The sequence below is a fragment of the Paenibacillus terrae genome (assembly GCF_005217525.1).
GTDB lineage: Bacteria > Bacillota > Bacilli > Paenibacillales > Paenibacillaceae > Paenibacillus > Paenibacillus terrae_C.
Map to the genome: position 1 here is coordinate 140,650 of NZ_PNXQ01000014.1, position 18,695 is coordinate 159,344.

17 protein-coding genes and 1 pseudogene are annotated in these 18,695 nt (G+C 48.9%); 15 read left to right on the plus strand and 3 right to left on the minus strand.

Going from position 1 to position 18,695, the window contains the following annotated elements:
• Nucleotides 1-30: 30 nt before the first annotated feature.
• The 5 genes from C1I60_RS15335 to C1I60_RS15355 all read left to right on the plus strand — a co-directional run bounded on the left by C1I60_RS15335 (nucleotide 31) and on the right by C1I60_RS15355 (nucleotide 2,788).
• Nucleotides 31-1,287, plus strand: coding sequence for a M14 family metallopeptidase (locus C1I60_RS15335; RefSeq protein WP_137062526.1), 1,257 nt, complete (start codon nucleotides 31-33; stop codon nucleotides 1,285-1,287).
• A 130-nt stretch (nucleotides 1,288-1,417) separates the two neighbouring features.
• Nucleotides 1,418-1,684 carry a hypothetical protein gene (locus tag C1I60_RS15340; RefSeq protein WP_137062527.1) on the plus strand — a complete coding sequence of 89 codons (267 nt, stop codon included), beginning with the start codon at nucleotides 1,418-1,420 and terminating at the stop codon, nucleotides 1,682-1,684.
• A gap of 193 nt (nucleotides 1,685-1,877) precedes the next feature.
• The gene (locus C1I60_RS15345; protein ID WP_014280825.1) at nucleotides 1,878-2,180 is read left to right on the plus strand and encodes a heme biosynthesis protein HemY; all 303 of its coding nucleotides are present in this window, start codon (nucleotides 1,878-1,880) and stop codon (nucleotides 2,178-2,180) included.
• A 23-nt stretch (nucleotides 2,181-2,203) separates the two neighbouring features.
• Nucleotides 2,204-2,425 (plus strand): YuzB family protein, encoded by a 222-nt coding sequence (locus tag C1I60_RS15350; RefSeq protein WP_014280826.1) that lies wholly within the window; start codon nucleotides 2,204-2,206, stop codon nucleotides 2,423-2,425.
• A 93-nt stretch (nucleotides 2,426-2,518) separates the two neighbouring features.
• On the plus strand, nucleotides 2,519-2,788 hold the full coding sequence (locus C1I60_RS15355; RefSeq protein WP_044646319.1) for a hypothetical protein: 270 nt from the start codon (nucleotides 2,519-2,521) through the stop codon (nucleotides 2,786-2,788).
• A gap of 153 nt (nucleotides 2,789-2,941) precedes the next feature.
• Here the strand turns inward: C1I60_RS15355 and C1I60_RS15360 are convergent, their stop codons facing one another.
• Nucleotides 2,942-4,951: an LTA synthase family protein gene (locus C1I60_RS15360; protein WP_137062528.1), complete on the minus strand. Its 2,010-nt coding sequence runs from the start codon at nucleotides 4,949-4,951 to the stop codon at nucleotides 2,942-2,944.
• A 238-nt stretch (nucleotides 4,952-5,189) separates the two neighbouring features.
• Entirely contained in the window at nucleotides 5,190-6,350 is a 1,161-nt protein-coding gene (locus C1I60_RS15365) for a THUMP domain-containing class I SAM-dependent RNA methyltransferase (RefSeq protein ID WP_137062529.1), read from the minus strand.
• Between the two features lie 157 nt (nucleotides 6,351-6,507).
• Between C1I60_RS15365 and C1I60_RS15370 the strand changes: the two genes are divergently transcribed.
• Nucleotides 6,508-7,152 (plus strand): O-methyltransferase, encoded by a 645-nt coding sequence (locus C1I60_RS15370; protein WP_137062530.1) that lies wholly within the window; start codon nucleotides 6,508-6,510, stop codon nucleotides 7,150-7,152.
• A gap of 123 nt (nucleotides 7,153-7,275) precedes the next feature.
• On the opposite strand, the gene C1I60_RS15375 is transcribed toward C1I60_RS15370, so the two are convergent.
• The gene (locus tag C1I60_RS15375) at nucleotides 7,276-8,496 is read right to left on the minus strand and encodes an MFS transporter (protein WP_137062531.1); all 1,221 of its coding nucleotides are present in this window, start codon (nucleotides 8,494-8,496) and stop codon (nucleotides 7,276-7,278) included.
• Nucleotides 8,497-8,725: 229 nt separating this feature from the next.
• Here C1I60_RS15375 and hemE point away from each other — a divergent pair, with 229 nt between their 5' ends.
• The 9 genes and pseudogenes from hemE (at nucleotide 8,726) to C1I60_RS15420 (ending at nucleotide 18,608) form a co-directional block, all read left to right on the plus strand.
• Nucleotides 8,726-9,772: a uroporphyrinogen decarboxylase gene (gene hemE, locus C1I60_RS15380; protein ID WP_137062532.1), complete on the plus strand. Its 1,047-nt coding sequence runs from the start codon at nucleotides 8,726-8,728 to the stop codon at nucleotides 9,770-9,772.
• A 31-nt stretch (nucleotides 9,773-9,803) separates the two neighbouring features.
• Entirely contained in the window at nucleotides 9,804-10,745 is a 942-nt protein-coding gene (hemH, locus tag C1I60_RS15385) for a ferrochelatase (RefSeq protein ID WP_137062533.1), read from the plus strand.
• A gap of 7 nt (nucleotides 10,746-10,752) precedes the next feature.
• The gene (gene hemG / locus C1I60_RS15390) at nucleotides 10,753-12,198 is read left to right on the plus strand and encodes a protoporphyrinogen oxidase (protein WP_137062534.1); all 1,446 of its coding nucleotides are present in this window, start codon (nucleotides 10,753-10,755) and stop codon (nucleotides 12,196-12,198) included.
• Between the two features lie 155 nt (nucleotides 12,199-12,353).
• Nucleotides 12,354-13,841, plus strand: coding sequence for a CapA family protein (locus tag C1I60_RS15395; protein ID WP_137062535.1), 1,488 nt, complete (start codon nucleotides 12,354-12,356; stop codon nucleotides 13,839-13,841).
• A 73-nt stretch (nucleotides 13,842-13,914) separates the two neighbouring features.
• On the plus strand, nucleotides 13,915-14,688 hold the full coding sequence (locus C1I60_RS15400; protein ID WP_137062536.1) for a glycerophosphodiester phosphodiesterase: 774 nt from the start codon (nucleotides 13,915-13,917) through the stop codon (nucleotides 14,686-14,688).
• A gap of 35 nt (nucleotides 14,689-14,723) precedes the next feature.
• Nucleotides 14,724-15,347 (plus strand): fumarylacetoacetate hydrolase family protein, encoded by a 624-nt coding sequence (locus tag C1I60_RS15405; protein ID WP_137062537.1) that lies wholly within the window; start codon nucleotides 14,724-14,726, stop codon nucleotides 15,345-15,347.
• Between the two features lie 188 nt (nucleotides 15,348-15,535).
• Entirely contained in the window at nucleotides 15,536-16,342 is an 807-nt protein-coding gene (locus C1I60_RS15410; protein WP_137062538.1) for a DUF92 domain-containing protein, read from the plus strand.
• Between the two features lie 17 nt (nucleotides 16,343-16,359).
• Nucleotides 16,360-16,452: pseudogene (locus tag C1I60_RS26445) on the plus strand (TetR/AcrR family transcriptional regulator); the annotation flags it as partial.
• Nucleotides 16,453-16,661: 209 nt separating this feature from the next.
• The gene (locus tag C1I60_RS15420; RefSeq protein ID WP_137062539.1) at nucleotides 16,662-18,608 is read left to right on the plus strand and encodes an ABC-F family ATP-binding cassette domain-containing protein; all 1,947 of its coding nucleotides are present in this window, start codon (nucleotides 16,662-16,664) and stop codon (nucleotides 18,606-18,608) included.
• The last annotated feature ends 87 nt before the right edge of the window (nucleotides 18,609-18,695 follow it).

Genomic DNA, 18,695 nt, shown 5'->3' on the forward strand with positions numbered 1-18,695 from the left:
GCAGTAAGACAGATGGAAGGGGCGTAGAAGATGAGGGAATATATCGTACAAAAAGGAGATACTTTGCACCGGGTCGCCTCGGCTTTTAAATTATCGGCAGATACATTGATGGCAGACAATCCGTGGGCTGCCGCGCAACCCTATCTGATTTGTGGTCAAGTGCTGTACATTCGTCCGTCAATGGATCGTAAATACGTTATTCAGGCCGCTGAGCATGCCAGACAGATTGCCAAGCAGTTTGGTATGGAGCTTGATGAGCTGTGGCAGGCCAATCCCAAACTTGCGGAGCATGATTTTGTGGAAGGAAAAACCATTATTATACCTGAAAACCATCAGAATCAGATTGTACGCTTGCGTGGAGAGTATGGATACGAGGACTTGAGAGAAGATCTTGCGGCCCTGGCTCAAAGGTATCCGTTTATTGAAGTGGGCAGCATCGGCACCAGTGTCATGGGAAAAGATATCCCCTATGTACGCATTGGACAGGGACCGTTGAAAATTCACGCCAACGCCTCCGTACATGCCAATGAATGGCTGACGACGCCATGTTTGCTGCGTTTTGTTGAGCGATATGCGCAAGGGGTCGACAGTATGAATGGAAATGAAGGGGGGGAGCATCATGATGAACGAGAGGATCCAGGCGAGGCTCCTCTATGGATATATGGAGTTTCTCCACAGACTTGGCTAAACCGTACTTCCTTATGGGTAGTGCCCATGGTTAATCCAGACGGGGTGGAACTGGTTCAACAGGGTGTCCTTCCGTCTCATCCCCTGTACCATAACTTAAGAAAGTGGAATGAAGGCCGTGCTGATTATCGTGGATGGAAGGCTAACATTCGCGGTGTGGACCTTAACGATCAGTTTCCGGCGTATTGGGAGGAAGAGGTACGCAGACGTGGTAAAACAAGCCCGTCCAGAAGGGATTATGCGGGTCCTGCGCCTTTGTCTGAGCCGGAGGCTAAAGCGCTTGTCGATCTGACGGAGCGGGAACAGTTTGATATGGTGTTGTCCATACACAGTCAGGGACAGGAAATCTATTGGAATTACCGGGATTTGGAGCCAAAGGAGAGCAGGGACTGGGCATCACGGTTGGCGGCTGCAACAGGATACCGGGCGGTAAAGCTGGGGGGCAGCGATGCGGGATATAAGGATTGGTTTATACAGCGATTTGGAAAACCGGGCTTTACCGTTGAAGTCGGGCTGGGTGTAAATCCGCTGCCTATGCGTGATTATGACGATATTGCGGCAGAGGTGGGCATGTTAATGGCAACGGTGCTTTCATGGTAAAAAGTTAGCCTGAAACTCCATGGTTTATCAGCACGTATTAGGAGGAGCACGTGTTTTTACAAGTGTTCCTCTTACATGTCCCTTCATTGGGGTATATACTTAGGAGCATTGGAAATGGAGTGAACAACCTATGAAGTGGAAAAGATTACTGTCTCTCCGTCAATGGTCACATGTGTTTCGTCGCATGCCCCGATTGATTACTTCGTCGAAGATTCCATTAAGTGAAAAATTGCTGTTTGCCATCCCTGTATTGCTCTATTGGGTGTTGCCAGATGTCATGCCCTTTATGCCTATTGACGACATTGGGGTGACGCTGCTGATGATGAACTGGTTTGTGACCCGCGCTGAACGTAAATATCCCGACGTGCTTGAGAAGCAGCACGTACGTGTCCGGTAGGAATAAAAGCTTATGAATTTCGTGATTGCGATTTTTCGCAGTTTTCTTTACAATAGGAATATTGCCTTTCTAATATATAGAGGCTATTTTGTAGTTTATAGTTGTTGAATTTACCTGTTAATTGGTGTGGTACGGATATTCATACTCCAATGGACCACACTTCATTTGATTAATATGAAGGAGATGATAGTTGATGAATTGCAAAATTACTCGCAACGCAGCTAAAGTATTGAAGCTTGAATTGGATAAAGAAGAAAACCAAGGGAAGAGCCTGCGCGTTGTCATTACTCATTCCCATGGGGACCATGCTCATTACGGGCTGGATTTGGACACGCCTAAAGAAACGGATACCGTCGTATCAACGGATAAAGGCATTGATGTTATTTTAGAAAACGGCCAGCCGTTGCTGGATGGTGTAAAAATTGATTACTTGTACTTCCCCGAAGAAGGCTTTGTCATTACTAACCCTTCCCAAGGTAATCACGGCGATCACTAAGCCGGAGCACGGAGGGATGACAGATGGCCAATGATATTCGCGTATGTGATGAATGCAATCATATTCGCTTGAAAACGATCTTGCCCAAGCTGCAAAAGATGGCACCGGATGCGGAGATCAAAATCGGTTGCAAATCGTATTGCGGTCCTTGTGGAAAGCGGGCGTTTGTATATGTGAACGGACGTTATATAAGTGCAGCTACAGAGGATGAAGTATTGGAGAAGGCTGCGCGTTTTATAAAATAATTCCAGTGCGCAGCATTCACAGCTTTGTATAGTTCCCCTTCTTCTGATCCATGCTAATGGATGCAGACCACTGCCCAGAAGGAGGAGTGACTCATGGCTCAATATGATTCCAATCTCGACAATCACAGTGTCGAGGCCCAAACGCAAAACTCGGTGGACAAGCTTCACCATGCCGTATCACAGGCATTGTCACATCCGGCTGAGCAACTGATTGAGCAGGCGGAGCAGTCCCGTACTCATGCGGAGCATGCCTTAGAGCAGGCGAAGGACAGCCTTGGCGACGATGCGGTAGAGGTTGCCGAGGAAATGCTTGGTGAAGAGACACAACGGCTGGAGCAAGCCAAAAAAGCGTTGCGCCCATAAGCATTCGTAAATGTAAATGAGCGCCGTTTACTAGCTCAAGAATACAAAAAGCCCGATCATCAGCATATTGCTGCTTGATCGGGCTTTTCTTGTTGGTATTAACTTTCCGGGAATCTGGGAAGAGTGCTGTGTAAGCAACTTTCCTCAGAAAATTTAGTTGGATGTCGAAGGAGTCGCAGTGACTTCTTTGATTTCCGGTTCCCATTGGCGAATGAGATCATACGTGATCACCTGATCGGAAATGTTCAACCGATTGAGAGCTTCAGTATACCCCGGTCCGCAGGCGTTCACATCCGTAGGCTGGCCTGTGGTGAGGTTGTAACAGGTTCCTTTGGAGAATGTACCGTCCTCGGATGGAATATAGTATAAACGACCATCAGTGAAAGCACCACTGCGCAGCACGACCATACGAGGCTTCCCGCTGAACAGATCATTTCCCATAAAGTGATACGGCTTCGTTGAAATGCCAAGCAGATGCATCACTGACGGTGTCAGATCAAGCTGTCCTGCCGGTTCGGTGTAAGTTCCCGCGTGGCTTCCATCGGGAAGATGCACAAGCAGCGGCACCTGGTTCATGATTTTCTGCATATCAAGATCTGTGAGTGGTTTACCCAAAAATTTCTCATACAGTGCCTTATCTTTAATAGAATTGTCATGATCCCCGTAGAACATGAGGATTGTATTATCCCACAATCCGTCTTTCTTCATTTGATCGACCAGCTCGCCCAGTGCTTCGTCCACATAATGGACGGATTTCAGATAGTCTCCGAACATGGTCCCTTCAAACTCACCAACGTCCAAATCCACGGCGTCTGGTGGCAGATTGTACGGGTGGTGGCTCGAAATTCCGACCATATAGGCGTAGAACGGCTGTTTGACCTCAGTGGTGAGATCATTGAGCGTTTGACGAAAGAAGGATTTGTCTCCCAGTGACCAGCCCAATGGCTCATCTATTTCAAAATCCTTTTTACTGTAGAACTTGTCATAGTTCATTGCCTTATACATTGTATAGCGATTCCAGAAGCTGCTGTCGTATACGTGAAATGCATTAGGGCTGTAGCCAGTATCTTTTAGAATAGAAGGCAACGTATCGAATTTATGGTCCGCATAACGGATGAATACCGAGCCTGTAGGGAGCGGATGCAGAGAAGCATGTGTAGAGAAATCCGCATCCGAGGTACGACCCTGTGCAGTCTGGTGATAATAATTGTTAAAATACATGCTTTCCTTCGTCAGCTTGTCAAAGTTAGGCGTAATAGCCTGACCGTTGATTTTTTTGCCGATGAAAAAGTTCATATACGCTTCAGCTTGAATGACCATCACATTTTTGCCTTTATACTTGCCGGATAGGTCATTTTTCACCTGAAGCAGCTTTTGATGCTGATTAAACCATTCCTTATCCTTATCGGACTCTGCCTGAGCCAGCGTAGGCTGGGATCCCAGATGGTCCTGACTATAGCGGTAAATGTCGTACCCGTGAAATCCGATCAGCCCGGTTACATTGTACAGGGCCATCGACCACCAGTTACCGACGAAAATGCCGGTTGCCCACGTGGACGTATAATATTTAATCGGTCCAAAGGTAAAAATGTAGCCGATCAGGAAGGCCAGCGCGCCTTTGGAGAAGCGAAGCAGAAAGCTTTTAGTGAATGAGCGGTGGGACGTTTTAGAGTAAGGATCACTCGTTACATACCGACGCCGTAAGGAAGCTACGAACAGCACATACGGAATGAACAGAATCCAGTCTGCAAAAAAGAAAAGATCCCACCAGTACATCAGAGATACGATACTTCCACCCAAGGAATCAACTTGTCCAGCTTGAAGCAAGACGGGGATCGTAATGAAATCCTGAAAGTACCGATAATAAACCATGTCAGAATAAATGAGAGCGGTAAGCAAAATATCGAGCACTACAAGAGCGACCAAGCGTCCGCGCCTTGACAGCCATAAGGTCCAAAAACTCACAAGCAAGAGCGAACCGATAGCGATGACATAATCCAGTATATTCATGTCAATATTTTGGGCATGCAGGTTATGGTGGATCAGAACGAGCTTGCCAATCATAAGTACAAAAAACAGACCAAACCCAAAATATCGGGACAGCAGCATTCTGCTGAACATGTTTCCAGTGCGATTTGCACCGGCCGTGCGAATAACCAACACTTTACCCCCTTCGGCATAAATATTCGGCTAGTATAAACTACATATTAACGTAATGTTAAAACCGAAATCGCCTTTAATTATTATAGCGCTCATCCCGCGCATTTCAATGATTAAGTAAAGAAAATACAGCATTTTCCTTCCTGCACAATAGGGAAGGAGCCTATTTTATCAGGTGCGAAGCACAAATCAGGCCAGAAAGCGAACAGCTGGTTCGCTTCCTGGCCTGAGCGTGATCTGTTTAAGACTGTGACGGCGAAGTGTCTTTGTGGCGCGGAGGCAGAGGGCCCAGATACTGATAGTATTGGCACTCGATCCGTCCGTTAAACAGCTTGCGTCTCTTATCGGCTTTGCGTCCCCAATAGTGCTCGAATTGCTTGGTGGAGCTGATCGCAAAGAAGGACCATGTCTTCATTTCCGCTGCCGTGCGTGCGATTGACCGGATCAACTTCTCCACCTCGGCTTGCTCACTCAATCTTTCACCATAAGGTGGATTGGTAATCATCACACCATATTGGCCTTCAAGTCTGACTTTCGTTACAGGCATCACCTTTAATGAGATATCTTTAGCGAAGCCAGCTGCCTTTACAGCAGCCTCTGCGACTTCGATGGCACCCGGGTCAATATCGCTGCCTGCAATCTCGAAAGGAATGTCATCGCGGGTCAAATCCATCGCTTCGTCGCGAGCTTGATCCCATAGCTCGCGACCAATGACAGGCCAGTCTTCCGAGTTAAAGGTACGTCTCAATCCCGGGGCAATATTCCATGCCTGCATTGCTGCTTCTACCAGTAGAGTACCGGAACCGGCGCACGGGTCATAGAATGGTCGATCCGGGGTCCAGCGGCTAAGCTGAATAAGAGCCGAAGCCATAGTCTCTTTGAGAGGGGCCTCTGTCACGAGCTTGCGGTAGCCGCGCTTGTGCAGCCCCGGACCTGTCGTATCGAGCGTTAGCAATGCACGATCGTTTAAGAGAATGACCTCTATTACGTAACGAGGGCCATCCTCCTCAAACCAATCCGTGTGGTAAGTTTCCTTGAGCTTTTCTACAATTGCCTTCTTGACGATTCCCTGACTGGCTGGTACGCTACTAAGCTGTGATTTGTGCGAGCGTCCCTCTACAGGAAATTCACCATCCACAGGAATCCAATCCTGCCAAGGCAATGCTTTGGTGCCCTCGAACAGCTCGTCGAAGGTTGTGGCTGCAAATTCACCCATTTTAATAAGAACGCGGTCTGATGTGCGCAGCCACAGGTTACACCGGCATATATCCATATAATCTCCTGTAAAAACGACGCGGCCATTCTCGACGGTCAGGTCCTCGTATCCGAGTTCTCTAAGCTCCCGAGCCACGACGGCTTCAAGTCCCATCGGCGCAGTTGCAATTAGTTGCAGTTGAGTCATTAAACGTATTCACTCCGTCCCCATAATCATATAAGCTTGGTTCAATCCCTATAGTATAGGTCATTGTACACCAAGAGACAAATCATTAAGCCAAATAATTTACGAAGGACACCGCGTCCAACCTGCGTTATGATAAAGCGAGAAGGAGAGATGAAACGTGGAAATTACACCCAATATGACACCTGAACAATATGTAGACCAACTGGTACAGGAAGATGAAGCGCTACGCGGCATCAGGGAGGCCATAGTTGCAGAGGGAATGCCTGAGGTATCGGTGGCTCATCCTTACGGGAAGCTGCTGACCTTTCTGATTGAGGTATCCGGCGCGCAGCAGGTACTGGAGATTGGCGTATTAGGCGGATACAGTGGATTATGTCTGGCCCGTGGGCTGGGAGAAAAGGGGCGCATTGTGTCACTGGAGCTGAAAGAAGCGTATGCGGCGCTGGCACATCGACATATGGAGGAAAACGGCTACGGTGACCGTGTCGAATATCGTATCGGACCCGCAGCGGACAGCCTGAAGAAGCTTCAGGAAGAGGGGAGAACATTCGATTTTTTCTTCATCGATGCGGATAAGGAAAATTACCCGGTGTATCTGGAATATGCGATTGCTCTGGCAAATCCAGGTGCCATTATTGCGGGAGATAACTGTTTCCTTCGTGGACGGACGCTGAATACGAACAAGAACGGTCCCGCCGTACAGGCCGTGAGACGCTTTAACGAAACGATAGCTACGGATCCACGGCTGGTCAGTACGCTTTTGCCAGCCTATGACGGATTGGCGTTGGCCCGAGTAAAATAGGCTGTAATGCCACTGATATAGATTAAAAAAAGTAGCGATACCAAAAAGAACCTCCTTGTCCACAAAATTGTGGATCGGAGGTTCTTGTCTGATCTGGAAGGCTGACCTTACCAGAGGACTAGCTTACCTGAAATCAGGCGCAGGCTTACGATCGTAGAGCTTCATACGTACCCAGAATATGTTGACGATCAGCAGGACACCTGACATAATGAATAGTCCTTCGATGCCGATAAATCCGGACAGCACCCCGCCAATGACAGCGCCCAGCATATTCCCCAGTGCCAGCGAGCTGGTATTGAAGCCGAACGAACGGCTTTCCATGCCTTCCGGTGTATACGTGCGAATCAGCGCATTAACGCTCGGCAGCAGACCGCCCATAAACACGCCCATGAAAAAACGAATCGTGGCGAGTTGCCACACCTGATTGACAAAAGCTTGCGGAATGAGCATAAGTGCTGTTCCAAGCAGAGCGAGGGTCAAAATGCGGTGTGCCCCGATCTTGTCACTCAATCTTCCAAGCAGCGGCGCGGCGACCATATTGGATACGCCGGTAATAGCTGTAACAAAGCCAGCAATGAGCGCAATTCCTTCTGCAGACCCATACAGCTTTTGCACATATAACGGCAACAAAGATACCGTACTGATCATGGCAAACTGGAGCAGGAACGTTACGGTAAACAGAGCCGGAAGCTGGGGCGTATGGCTTAGCTCCTTTAATCCGGCAAGAACCGAAATTTGAGGTATTCGTGCAGCTTCGGCTTTGCTGAAATCTTCCTTAACCAGAAGCATTGCGATGAGAGAGGCTACAAGAATAAGAGCGCCTGTAATGTAGAAGATCGGTCTGAATCCAACCCAGTCAGCCAAAAAACCGCCCATTAGAGGGCCGAGAATCGTACCCGCCATCTGACCGGATTGCATAATCCCCATAGCGAAACCAGTCCGTTCTTTGGGTGTGGTACCCGACACCAGAGAAATCGAAGCTGGATTGAAGCCCGAAATCGTACCATTCAGCAGACGAAGCGCCAACAATTGCCACGGATGGGTGACCAAACCCATGCAGCCGATCACCAGAGCCATACCGAAACCCGAGCGGAGCAGCATTGCTTTGCGCCCATATCGGTCAGCCAGCTTGCCCCATAGAGGCTGGAACATAAATGAAGTCAAAAAGTTTGCGGCAAAAATAACTCCGGCCCACAGCCCGATATCATGTTCTCCCTTCACATGAAGGTCTTGAGCCAGATAGAGGGCGAGGAATGGAGTAATCATCGTAATACCCGCATTGACCAGAAACTGACCGAACCAAAGCACAATGAGATTGACTTTCCACGTCTCCCACGTTTTCAATGTGCTTTCACTTCCTTTCTGTCATTTCTTGCTGATGCAAAACTACTTATTCATGTAGAACTTCCCGGAGCTTTAAAAAAGCCATTTCTCTAGTATAGCACACTTCATTGAAACTTTATCCAAATGTCATGGGTTTGTCATGGATTGTCCGCCAGCGGCGGTTGTTACGACTCCTGAAAAAGGGCATAATAAAAAATAGTAGTTACGATTCGAACTGGAGGCTGAAGTCATGACCTACAACGATACCTTTATCCGCGCCTGCCGCAAGCAGGCTGTGGATCATATTCCCGTATGGTACATGCGGCAGGCCGGAAGGTATGATCCTGAATATCGCAAAATTAAAGAGAAATACACGTTGCTTGAAATTTGTCGTCAGCCCGAGCTGGCCGCAGAAGTGACCTTAATGCCCGTGCGCAAGCTCGGGGTGGACGCTGCTATTTTATATTCTGATATTATGAATCCGGTAGCCTCGCTGGGGGTTGATTTTGATATTGTCAAAAATATTGGTCCGGTTATTGAACATCCGATTCGTACAGCGGCGGACGTGGACAAGCTGCGCCCGATTGATGTAGAACGAGATCTGGGTCATATTTTGGAAACGATCCGTATTTTAGACCGTGAGCTGGAAGTACCGCTGATTACGTTCGCCGGAGCTCCTTTTACAATTGCTAGTTATTTAATAGAAGGCAGACCGTCCAAGGGATATATCCGCACTAAGGCCATGATGTACGGAGAGCCTGAATTATGGCGTCGGCTGATGGACAAGCTTGGAGACATGGTTATTACATACGTGCGTGCCCATATCGCTAACGGTGGCAAGGCATTTCAACTGTTTGACAGCTGGGTAGGGGCGCTTTCGCCTCGTGATTTCCAAACGTTTGTGTTGCCGACGATTACACGTATTTTCCATGAGATGTCCGATCTGGACGTACCGAAAATTTATTTTCCAGGTGTAAGCTCGGGTGAGTTGCTTCCGCTGCTGGGCGGGGTAAAAGCCGATGTGATCGGACTGGACTGGCGGGTGAGTATACCTGAAGGACGCCGTCGTTTGGGTAATGCTTTTGGTGTGCAGGGAAATCTGGACCCTTATGTGCTCACAGCGCCGATAGATGTAATTAAACAGTATGCGAAAACGATTGTGGATGAAGGAATTTTGGAGCCGGGATATATTTTTAATCTGGGTCATGGTTTATTTCCAGAGGCTTCGTTAGATAAGCTGAGAGAGCTTACAGAGTATGTGCACGAGTATTCCCGATCCGTTTTGACAAAAAAGTAATCAATCCAAAATGTTAAGAGGTGTTGTGCTGATGAAAACCAAAGTGGGTGTACTGGTTATGTCCTACGGGACACCGGAAAGTTTGGATCAGGTGGAAGCCTATTATACGCATATTCGTCGTGGTAACCCTCCTTCCCCGGAGCAATTGAAAGAATTAAAGGACCGTTATGAAGCTATTGTGGGCGGTGTATTCCCGCTACGTCAAAATACGGATCGTCAGGTTCAAAATCTGCAAGAAACCTTAAATCGGGAAAATCGTAATCCAGATATTGAATTTGTCTGCTATCAAGGACTCAAACATGCCAAGCCGTTCATCGAGGATGGCGTGGAGGCTATGGTGCAGGAAGGTATCCATACAGCGGTGGGTGTCGTACTGGCTCCGCATTATTCCGTGATGAGTGTAGGCACTTATATCAAGCGCGCACAGGCCAAGGCACAGGAATTGGATCTGGCTATATCGTTTGTGGAGAGCTATCATCTTCATCCAAAGCTGATCAAGACGTTAACTGAGCGTGTGAATACAAAACTGGCGCTTTTCGAAGAGGCAGGGGCGAATCGGGACGAGGTACGTGTATTGTTCAGTGCGCACAGCCTGCCTGAGCGGATTTTGGCGATGGGTGATCCTTATGTTGAGCAATTAATGGCTACATCGCAAGCAATTGCGGATAAGGCAGGAATCACCAACTGGCAGTTTACGTGGCAGAGTGCAGGCCGCACAGCAGAGCCTTGGCTGGGTCCTGACATCCTGGATACCATGCATAGTCTCAAGGAAGACCAGGTTGAATATGTGCTGGCTGCGCCAGTCGGCTTCGTTTCCGATCATCTGGAAGTACTGTACGATCTGGATATTGAGGCGCAGGCTTTGGCGAAAGAACTGGATATGCGTTTCCAGCGGATTGATTCGCTTAACAGTGATCCATTGTACATGGAGACGCTTAGCGATGTCATCATAGACCAATGGAAAAAGGGATGAGGACATAATGGAGCAAAAATTACGCAACATTGTGATTGTAGGCGGAGGATTGACCGGACTGAGCGCAGCTTTTTATACACGTAAAATGTACAAAGAAGCAGGCTACACACCACGGATTACGTTGGTGGAGAAGGCCCCGGTGCTGGGCGGGAAAATCGAAACGTTGCATAAAGACGGGTTTGTGATTGAAAAAGGGCCGGATTCCTTTCTGGCCCGTAAAACGGCTATGATCGATCTGGCGAAAGAGCTGGAGCTGGATCATGAGCTGGTAAGCACAAATCCTGAGGCAAAAAAAACATACATTTTGCATGAAGGACAGCTTCATCCGATGCCCCCCGGCCTGGTACTGGGGATTCCGACGGAGCTGAAACCGTTTCTGCAAAGCGGATTGATCTCGTTGCGCGGCAAGCTGCGGGCCATGATGGATTTTGTTATTCAACCCCGTCGTGTACCGGGGGATGAAGCCTTGGGTGATTTTATTGAACGCCGATTGGGCAAAGAAGTGCTGGAGAATGTAACCGAGCCGCTGCTGGCTGGCATATATGCTGCCAATATGAAGACGCTGAGCTTGCAAGCGACCTTCCCGCAATTTGCTGAAGTAGAGCAGCAATATGGGAGCCTCATTCACGGGATGATGACCGGAAGGAAACCGGCAGAGACGCATACAGGTACGAAAAAAAGCGCCTTCTTGACCTTCCGTCAAGGGCTGCAAAGTTTGGTGCATGCGTTGCTGAATGATTTGCATGACTGTGATTTGCGCACGGGAATTGCTGTTACCGAATTCACAAAGACAGCAGACGGTGAAGGAAGCGTCTACCATGTTGTACTGGATAATGGGGAGACGTTGGAGGCGGACGATCTATTTGTCACGACTCCAAATTTTGCCGCTGCGCCGCTGTTGCGGGGACATGTGAATGTGGCAGCACTGGAAGCCGTTAATTATGTGTCCGTGGCAAATGTGGTCATGGCCTTTAATAAAAAAGACATCGAGAATGTCTTTGATGGTTCCGGTTTTCTGGTTCCGCGTAAAGAGGGACGCAGTGTGACGGCATGTACGTGGACGTCCGCTAAGTGGCTACATACCAGTCCAGACGATAAGGTACTGCTGCGCTGCTACGTGGGGCGTGCCGGAGCCGAAGAAACAGTAGAGCTACCCGATGATGGACTGACTGCGCTGGTACGCAAGGATTTGCAGGACATGATGGGCGTTACGGCGACTCCGCTATTTACGGAAATTACCCGTCTTCGCCACTCCATGCCGCAATATCCGGTAGGACACCCGCAGGCTATTGCTGATCTGCGTGAAGAACTGCGTACAACGATGCCGGGAGTGTATGTTTTGGGTGCTGGCTATGATGCCATCGGCTTGCCGGATTGTATCCGCCAAGCCAAGGAATGGGCCTCTGTCGCCGTCCAAGCTGCGGAACGGGAAGCGGTTGAGGTACAGGTATAATTAAATGAATGGAGCTACTTGAATAACGAACCCTTCGCGATCCCAAGCGAGGGGTTCTATTTATACCGAAATTTGATATATAATGGAGAGGGTGTCAAAATCGCCGGATCATTCAAGAATGTAATGCATATGCAATAGCATAGAAGGAGTGAAGAATGTACCCTCCCAGATCACAGAAAAATGAAGGTCGAAAGAAAGCAAGGAAGCGAAAAATAGGCAAGGCCTGGATTATTACAAATCTTGTCCTGCTGCTTATGATCGTAGGTCTTTTTGGATATTATTACATATTTGAACACAGGGAGAGCAGCTCTCTTGTGGAAAACGCCGGACTATTGCAACAGGAGAACAAGGCCAAAACGGATTCTGCGGGTGGAGGACAGTCTTCTAGTCCGATAAGGGAGAACGTTACAGCCGTTTCAAATGAACAACTGGACAATAACCCCAATGGCGACGAACAAGCTGCTGACGATAAAACGGAGCATCCTTCTGATACTACTAAAGACACAGCCCGCCCGCCCGCGACAACGTCTGACACAAATGTTGCCGAAGGCAACTCGTCAGAATCAGGAGAATCTTCGGAGAACGCTGGGCAATCACCGGACAGATCTTCAAATAAGGATGTATCGAACAGTGGAAATTCTACTGACCCCAACGAATCGGAGCAGGGAAAGAACGTGGCATCGGATGGAACAGCTTCACAGACAGTCACCCTCCATTTTGTAGGGGATGTGCAGTTTTCCGGTAAGGTTGAGCAGCGGTTGGAAAAGAACGGATTTGATTTTCCATATCAATATCTCGGAAATCTGTTTCGCAAGGACGATCTGACGATAGCCAATCTGGAAACGCCGGTTACAACCGGGGGCGTGGGTGCGCTGAATAAAACGTATGTTTATAAGTCATCTCCCAAGGCGTTGACTGCGTTGGCTGCGGCAGGGATAGACGCTGTAAATTTGGCCAACAATCATATTTTGGATCAGGGCACAGCGGGATTACTGGATACGCTGAAATATTTGAAAGAAAATGATATAGCGTATACCGGAGCCGGACGCAATGCAAAAGAAGCGTATGCTCCGCACTATTTGGAACGTAAAGGGTTTAAAATTGCGTTGTTGGGGGCTACACGGGTTATGCCCGAGGCCCACTGGAATGCAGGCACCAAGCAGCCCGGTGTTGCAGGAGCCTACGATTCGACTGCAATCGTGAAGTCGATTCGCGAGGCGCGCAAGCAGGCTGATTTGGTTATTGTCATTGCCCATTGGGGCAAGGAGCGCGTGACTGTATTGGAGCCTCATCAAACCGAGCTATCGCACGCTTTTATTGATGCAGGGGCAGATCTCGTAATTGGAGGTCACCCGCATGTGCTACAGGGGATGGAGCAGTATAAAGGCAAATGGATTGCATACAGCACAGGTAATTTTATTTTTTCTAAATCTACAGTACCAGCCACCTGGGATACAGCGATATTTCAGGCAACCTGTACCCGGGCCGGGGCTTGCAGCATGAAGCTGACTCCTTACCGGGCGGAACTGGGTCAACCAGTTCCGATGAAGGATGCGGAGGCCAGCAAAATTTTGCAAGGAGTAGCGGCGATGTCACCGGCTAATGTTTCAGTAGGCGCAGACGGAACAGTAACCGCCCGATAATTGTGAAGAAAAGCTTTTACACGAGGCTGGTCTGTATGGAGGCTACCACCTGTGGTTGGAGGGGATAACCGGAATGGATCATTTGTGCGTGGCTCACCGTGGTTTTTCGGGAATTGCTCCCGAGAACACGTTGGCGGCCTTTAAGCTTGCGATCGACCAGCCGTTTGTGCGCTGGATTGAGCTGGATGTGCAATTGTCGAAGGACGGCGTTCCGGTGGTCATTCATGATTTCACGCTGGAACGCACGACCAACGGCACAGGTAAAGTAAAGGATACGGACTGGAACGAGCTGAAGTGTCTGGATGCAGGTGGCTGGAAAGGTGCGGAATACCAAGGAGAAAGGATTCCTGCTCTCGCACAGGTGCTGGATTTGTGTCGTGGCCGCGTATCGCTCAATATTGAGCTAAAAACCGCAGGGGATATGTATCCGGGGCTGGAGAAGGCCGTACTCCGTGAAATTGTGGCGCGGGATATGGAGAATGAGGTGGTATTGACCTCTTTTGAGCGTTCGGCTTTACGTCGGGCCAAAGAGCTGGCGCCAGGTATCCGTACCGGTCTGATTATCGATGCTCGTCCGGATGATCTGGCAAAGCAGCTGGAAGGGCTGCAATGCTCTTTTCTATCCATGGGCTACCCGCGTTTGGATCGAAAGCTGATGAAAGACTTGACCGGACGCGGTATCACTGTCATGGCGTGGACGGTGGATGACCGCAGCATAATGCGAAGATTGGCCTCGTTGCATCCTGAATTGATGATTTGTACCAATTGGCCGGATCGCTGGGAGCAGGTTTTTTTGCATTCCAGGCATCGGATGTGGCACTATATACGTAATCTATTTATTAAATAATTGGACTACATACGGGGGAAGGATGACGGGTCGTAATGAACGTGGAAATTCGTAATGTTTACTGTGTCGGGCGCAATTATAAGCTGCATGCCGAGGAACTGGGAAATGAGGTTCCTACAGAACCGATGATTTTTTTAAAGCCTTCCCATGCGGTAGTACCGCTGGATGGAGAAACACTGGAGCTTCCTAAAGATCAAGGAGACATTCACTATGAGGTAGAGCTGGTTGTGGCGGTAGGCCGTAATTACGAACCGGGCATGTCTGCGGAAATGATTCTGAATGCATTTGCCTTTGGTATTGATTTTACCCTGCGTGATGTACAAAGCGTGCTCAAGAAAAAAGGTCATCCATGGACGGCGGCTAAAGGTTTTAAATTTTCTGCTCCCGTCACACCGTTCTTGCCTTTAGAGAAACTGGACACGCTGGAGCAGCAGGATTTTTCATTGCTCAAAAATGGACAGGAAGTACAGCGCGGTCATATCAAGGATATGATTTTTTCCATCGAGCATATCCTTGATTACATAGGGAGCCATTATGGACTGGGTGAGGGCGATATTATTTTTACAGGCACTCCGGCAGGTGTAGGGCCTACAACAAGTGGAGACCGCTTCGAGCTATTTTGGGGAACTGACCGTCAAGGAAGCTGCACAATAGGTTAAGTTGATTAAAAAGGGAGTTCCCTTGGCAGTTGGGCAGTATGGAGGGATTCCCACAGGCAAGAACGTAAGGGCCGTGTCCTGTGCCATATAGCATGGGACACGGCTTTTATATAAGTGTAGAGCGTTGTACAATAAAATACGAACTGAAAAATGAAAAACGAGAGATTCATTCAAAGTGGGGGTATATCATGGATTGGATCATCGGATTGCTTGGCGCTGGTATAGTGGCGGGAGCTGCTTTTTATAAAAAATCCTTAACCTTATCGGGCTTTGCGGCGGCTGTGCTGATGGGAACCGTGTATTATGGTGCAGGCAACCTGTTTTGGTTCGGGACCTTGCTTCTGTTCTTTATTACATCGACCTTGCTGTCGAGGTTCAAAAAGGAGCGCAAGGCAGAGCTTGAAAAATCATATGCCAAAACCGGAAATCGGGATGCTGGTCAGGTATGGGCCAACGGGGGATTAGGTATGCTGTTATGCCTGGGCTATGCAATCTGGCCTCATGTTGCCTGGCAGTTGGCTTTTGTTGGCGTCATGGCTACAGTCACGTCGGATACGTGGGCAACGGAATTTGGCAGCCTGAGCCGTAAGCCGCCCCGCTCGATACTGAATGGCAAGGTGCTGGCACCTGGAACCTCGGGAGGTGTATCTGTTTTGGGGACAGCTGCGGCCTTGGCTGGGGGAGTGCTGATTGGAATAGGCGCATGGGTCTTTGGATACGCCATAGGAATGCCAGGCTTGTCGCTATGGCTGTGGGCACTGATCGGAGGGGTATCTGGTAGTGCTGGGGCCTTTGCCGATTCCTATCTTGGTGCTACAGTGCAAATGATGCGTTCCTGCATGGTTTGCGGCCGAGAAGTAGAGGTAGACTCGCACTGTGGACAACCGACGGTCTATGTGCGGGGCTGGCGTTGGATGAGCAATGATAGAGTGAATAGCATCAGTTCGATTTTCGGGGGGCTGGTCGCTCTCGCAGGCATTCTGTTTATACTCTAGTACAGGGAGGTGCGAAGATGGGCGGTATACATGGAGATAAATATGAGGCCATTTTGGACGCCGCTTACACAGTCTTCGGCACCAAAGGCTTTTATGAAAGCAAAATTTCCGTGAATGCGATGTGGATCAGACGGCTGGATTTGCGGCTAACTTGTTTATGTACGGCTGTAAGGCCGGGAGTGGGATACGCAGACCGTGATATTGTAAAGCCAGAAACCGTACTGACTTCGTTCAGATTACGGTTTTTTTAATCATTTGGTGTGACTGTGTTAAAATAAACAAGATGCATCACAAAATAGGGGAAGAGTAGGGAATCCGTATGAATATTATGACCATTGAACATATAACGAAAAGCTATGGCGAAAAAATGCTGTTTGAGGATGCTTCCTTTGGCATGGATGAACGTGACAAAATAGGAGTGGTCGGTGTGAACGGCACCGGGAAATCTACTTTTTTACGCGTGATTTCCGGCTTGGAGCCACCGGATGATGGTAATATTGCGGTCAACAACGATGTACGTATTCAATATTTAGCGCAAAATCCGGAGTTTGACCCCGAGGTGAAGGTACTCCAGCATATTTTCCACGGCAACCAGCCTGAAATGAAGGCAGTGCGCGAATATACGGAAACGATGGAGATGCTGGAGCTGAATCCGGGTAGCGAGGAGCTTCAAAACCGCCTGTTGCGGGCAAGCCAGCAGATGGATACGCTCCAGGCATGGCAACTGGAGAGTGAGGCCAAAAACGTGTTGACCCGACTGGGTATCACACAGTTTGAAGCACGTATGGGTGTGCTCTCTGGGGGACAGCGCAAGCGGGTTGCTTTGGCAGCAGCCTTGATCCAGCCCTGTGAGCTGCTCATTCTGGACGAGCCTACTAACCATATTGATAATGAGTCGGTGGAATGGCTGGAGCAGTATTTGCAGAAAAGACGCGGCGCGTTGCTGATGATTACGCATGATCGCTATTTTCTGGATAGAGTGGCGAATGTCATGCTGGAGCTGGATCATGGTCGACTTTTCCGGTATGAAGCTAACTATACCCGTTTTCTGGAGCTAAAGGCGGAACGCGAGGAACGGGAAGCGTCTTCGGAGCAGAAACGGCAAAACCTGTTGCGCAATGAACTAGCCTGGATTCGCCGGGGGGCAAAAGCCCGTTCGACCAAGCAGAAAGCGCGTATTGAACGATTTGAACAGCTTAAGGATCAGCAGCCGGAAGCTCGTTCCGGGTCTGTAGACATGTCGGTAGCCTCCACGCGTCTGGGTAAAAAAATACTGGAGCTGGAGCATCTGTCCAAATCGGTAGATTCCCGCAAGCTAATACAGGATTTGAGTTATATTGCTGTGCCCGGTGACCGAGTCGGGATTGTGGGTCCCAACGGTAGCGGAAAATCGACCCTGTTCCAAATGATTACACAGCGCGTAGAACCGGACTCAGGCAGCGTGGTATTGGGACCGACCGTGAAGCTCGGTTATTTTACCCAGGAACATCAGGAAATGAACGAATCGCTGCGTGTCATCGAGTATATTAAGGAAGAAGCAGAAGTCATCCGGACAGCAGATGGCTCGGCTATTACAGCCGCACAAATGCTAGAGCGGTTTCTGTTTGCGCCAAGCGCGCAATGGACGGTCATTTCCCGGTTGTCAGGGGGCGAGAAACGGCGCTTGTACCTGCTGCGCGTCCTGATGTCCGCACCGAATGTATTGTTACTGGATGAACCAACGAATGATCTGGATATTCAGACTCTTTCCGTGCTGGAGGACTATCTGGATGAATTTCCGGGTGTTGTTTTTATCGTTTCCCATGACCGGTATTTCCTGGACCGCACGATAGACAAGGTACTGGCATTTGAAGGAGAAGGTCAGGTACGTGTGCATGTGGGCGATTACAGCGAGTATGCAGAATGGATCAGTAAAAATGCTCCATCCGCTGCGAATTCGTCTGTCTCGGCGGGTACTTCTTCTGCTCAGTCTTCCACGTCTAAGTCTGCGGATGCTTCGGATTCAGTCAAGGAGACTACCAAAACCAGGCTTAAATTCACCTTTAAGGAACAGCGGGAATATGAGCAAATTGACGAATTGATCGAACAGGCTGAAGAGAAGTTGGCTAGCATCCAGCGACAGATGGAAGAGTCTTTCAATGATTCCGCACGACTACAAGAGCTTATGGCTGAGCAAACAAAGGCCGAACAGCATTTGGAGCATCAAATGGAGCGCTGGACCTATCTGAACGAGCTGGCCGAGCAAATCGAACAAAGTAAATCTTAAAATACGAAATAAGTATGATGCGTGAATCGTTTTTCCGTTGTTACTTAAACAAGCAAGTCTCCGTTAAGCACTGGAGACTTGCTTTTT

Bases quoted from the DNA above. Each gene is read 5' to 3' on its own strand.
- C1I60_RS15335 (WP_137062526.1), top strand. From the start codon at position 31: ATGAGGGAATATATCGTACAAAAAGGAGATACTTTGCACCGGGTCGCC.
- C1I60_RS15340 (WP_137062527.1), top strand. From the start codon at position 1,418: ATGAAGTGGAAAAGATTACTGTCTCTCCGTCAATGGTCACATGTGTTT.
- C1I60_RS15345 (WP_014280825.1), top strand. From the start codon at position 1,878: ATGAATTGCAAAATTACTCGCAACGCAGCTAAAGTATTGAAGCTTGAA.
- C1I60_RS15350 (WP_014280826.1), top strand. From the start codon at position 2,204: ATGGCCAATGATATTCGCGTATGTGATGAATGCAATCATATTCGCTTG.
- C1I60_RS15355 (WP_044646319.1), top strand. From the start codon at position 2,519: ATGGCTCAATATGATTCCAATCTCGACAATCACAGTGTCGAGGCCCAA.
- C1I60_RS15365 (WP_137062529.1), bottom strand. From the start codon at position 6,350: ATGACTCAACTGCAACTAATTGCAACTGCGCCGATGGGACTTGAAGCC.
- hemE (WP_137062532.1), top strand. From the start codon at position 8,726: ATGACCTACAACGATACCTTTATCCGCGCCTGCCGCAAGCAGGCTGTG.
- hemH (WP_137062533.1), top strand. From the start codon at position 9,804: ATGAAAACCAAAGTGGGTGTACTGGTTATGTCCTACGGGACACCGGAA.
- hemG (WP_137062534.1), top strand. From the start codon at position 10,753: ATGGAGCAAAAATTACGCAACATTGTGATTGTAGGCGGAGGATTGACC.
- C1I60_RS15395 (WP_137062535.1), top strand. From the start codon at position 12,354: ATGTACCCTCCCAGATCACAGAAAAATGAAGGTCGAAAGAAAGCAAGG.
- C1I60_RS15400 (WP_137062536.1), top strand. From the start codon at position 13,915: ATGGATCATTTGTGCGTGGCTCACCGTGGTTTTTCGGGAATTGCTCCC.
- C1I60_RS15405 (WP_137062537.1), top strand. From the start codon at position 14,724: ATGAACGTGGAAATTCGTAATGTTTACTGTGTCGGGCGCAATTATAAG.
- C1I60_RS15410 (WP_137062538.1), top strand. From the start codon at position 15,536: ATGGATTGGATCATCGGATTGCTTGGCGCTGGTATAGTGGCGGGAGCT.
- C1I60_RS15420 (WP_137062539.1), top strand. From the start codon at position 16,662: ATGAATATTATGACCATTGAACATATAACGAAAAGCTATGGCGAAAAA.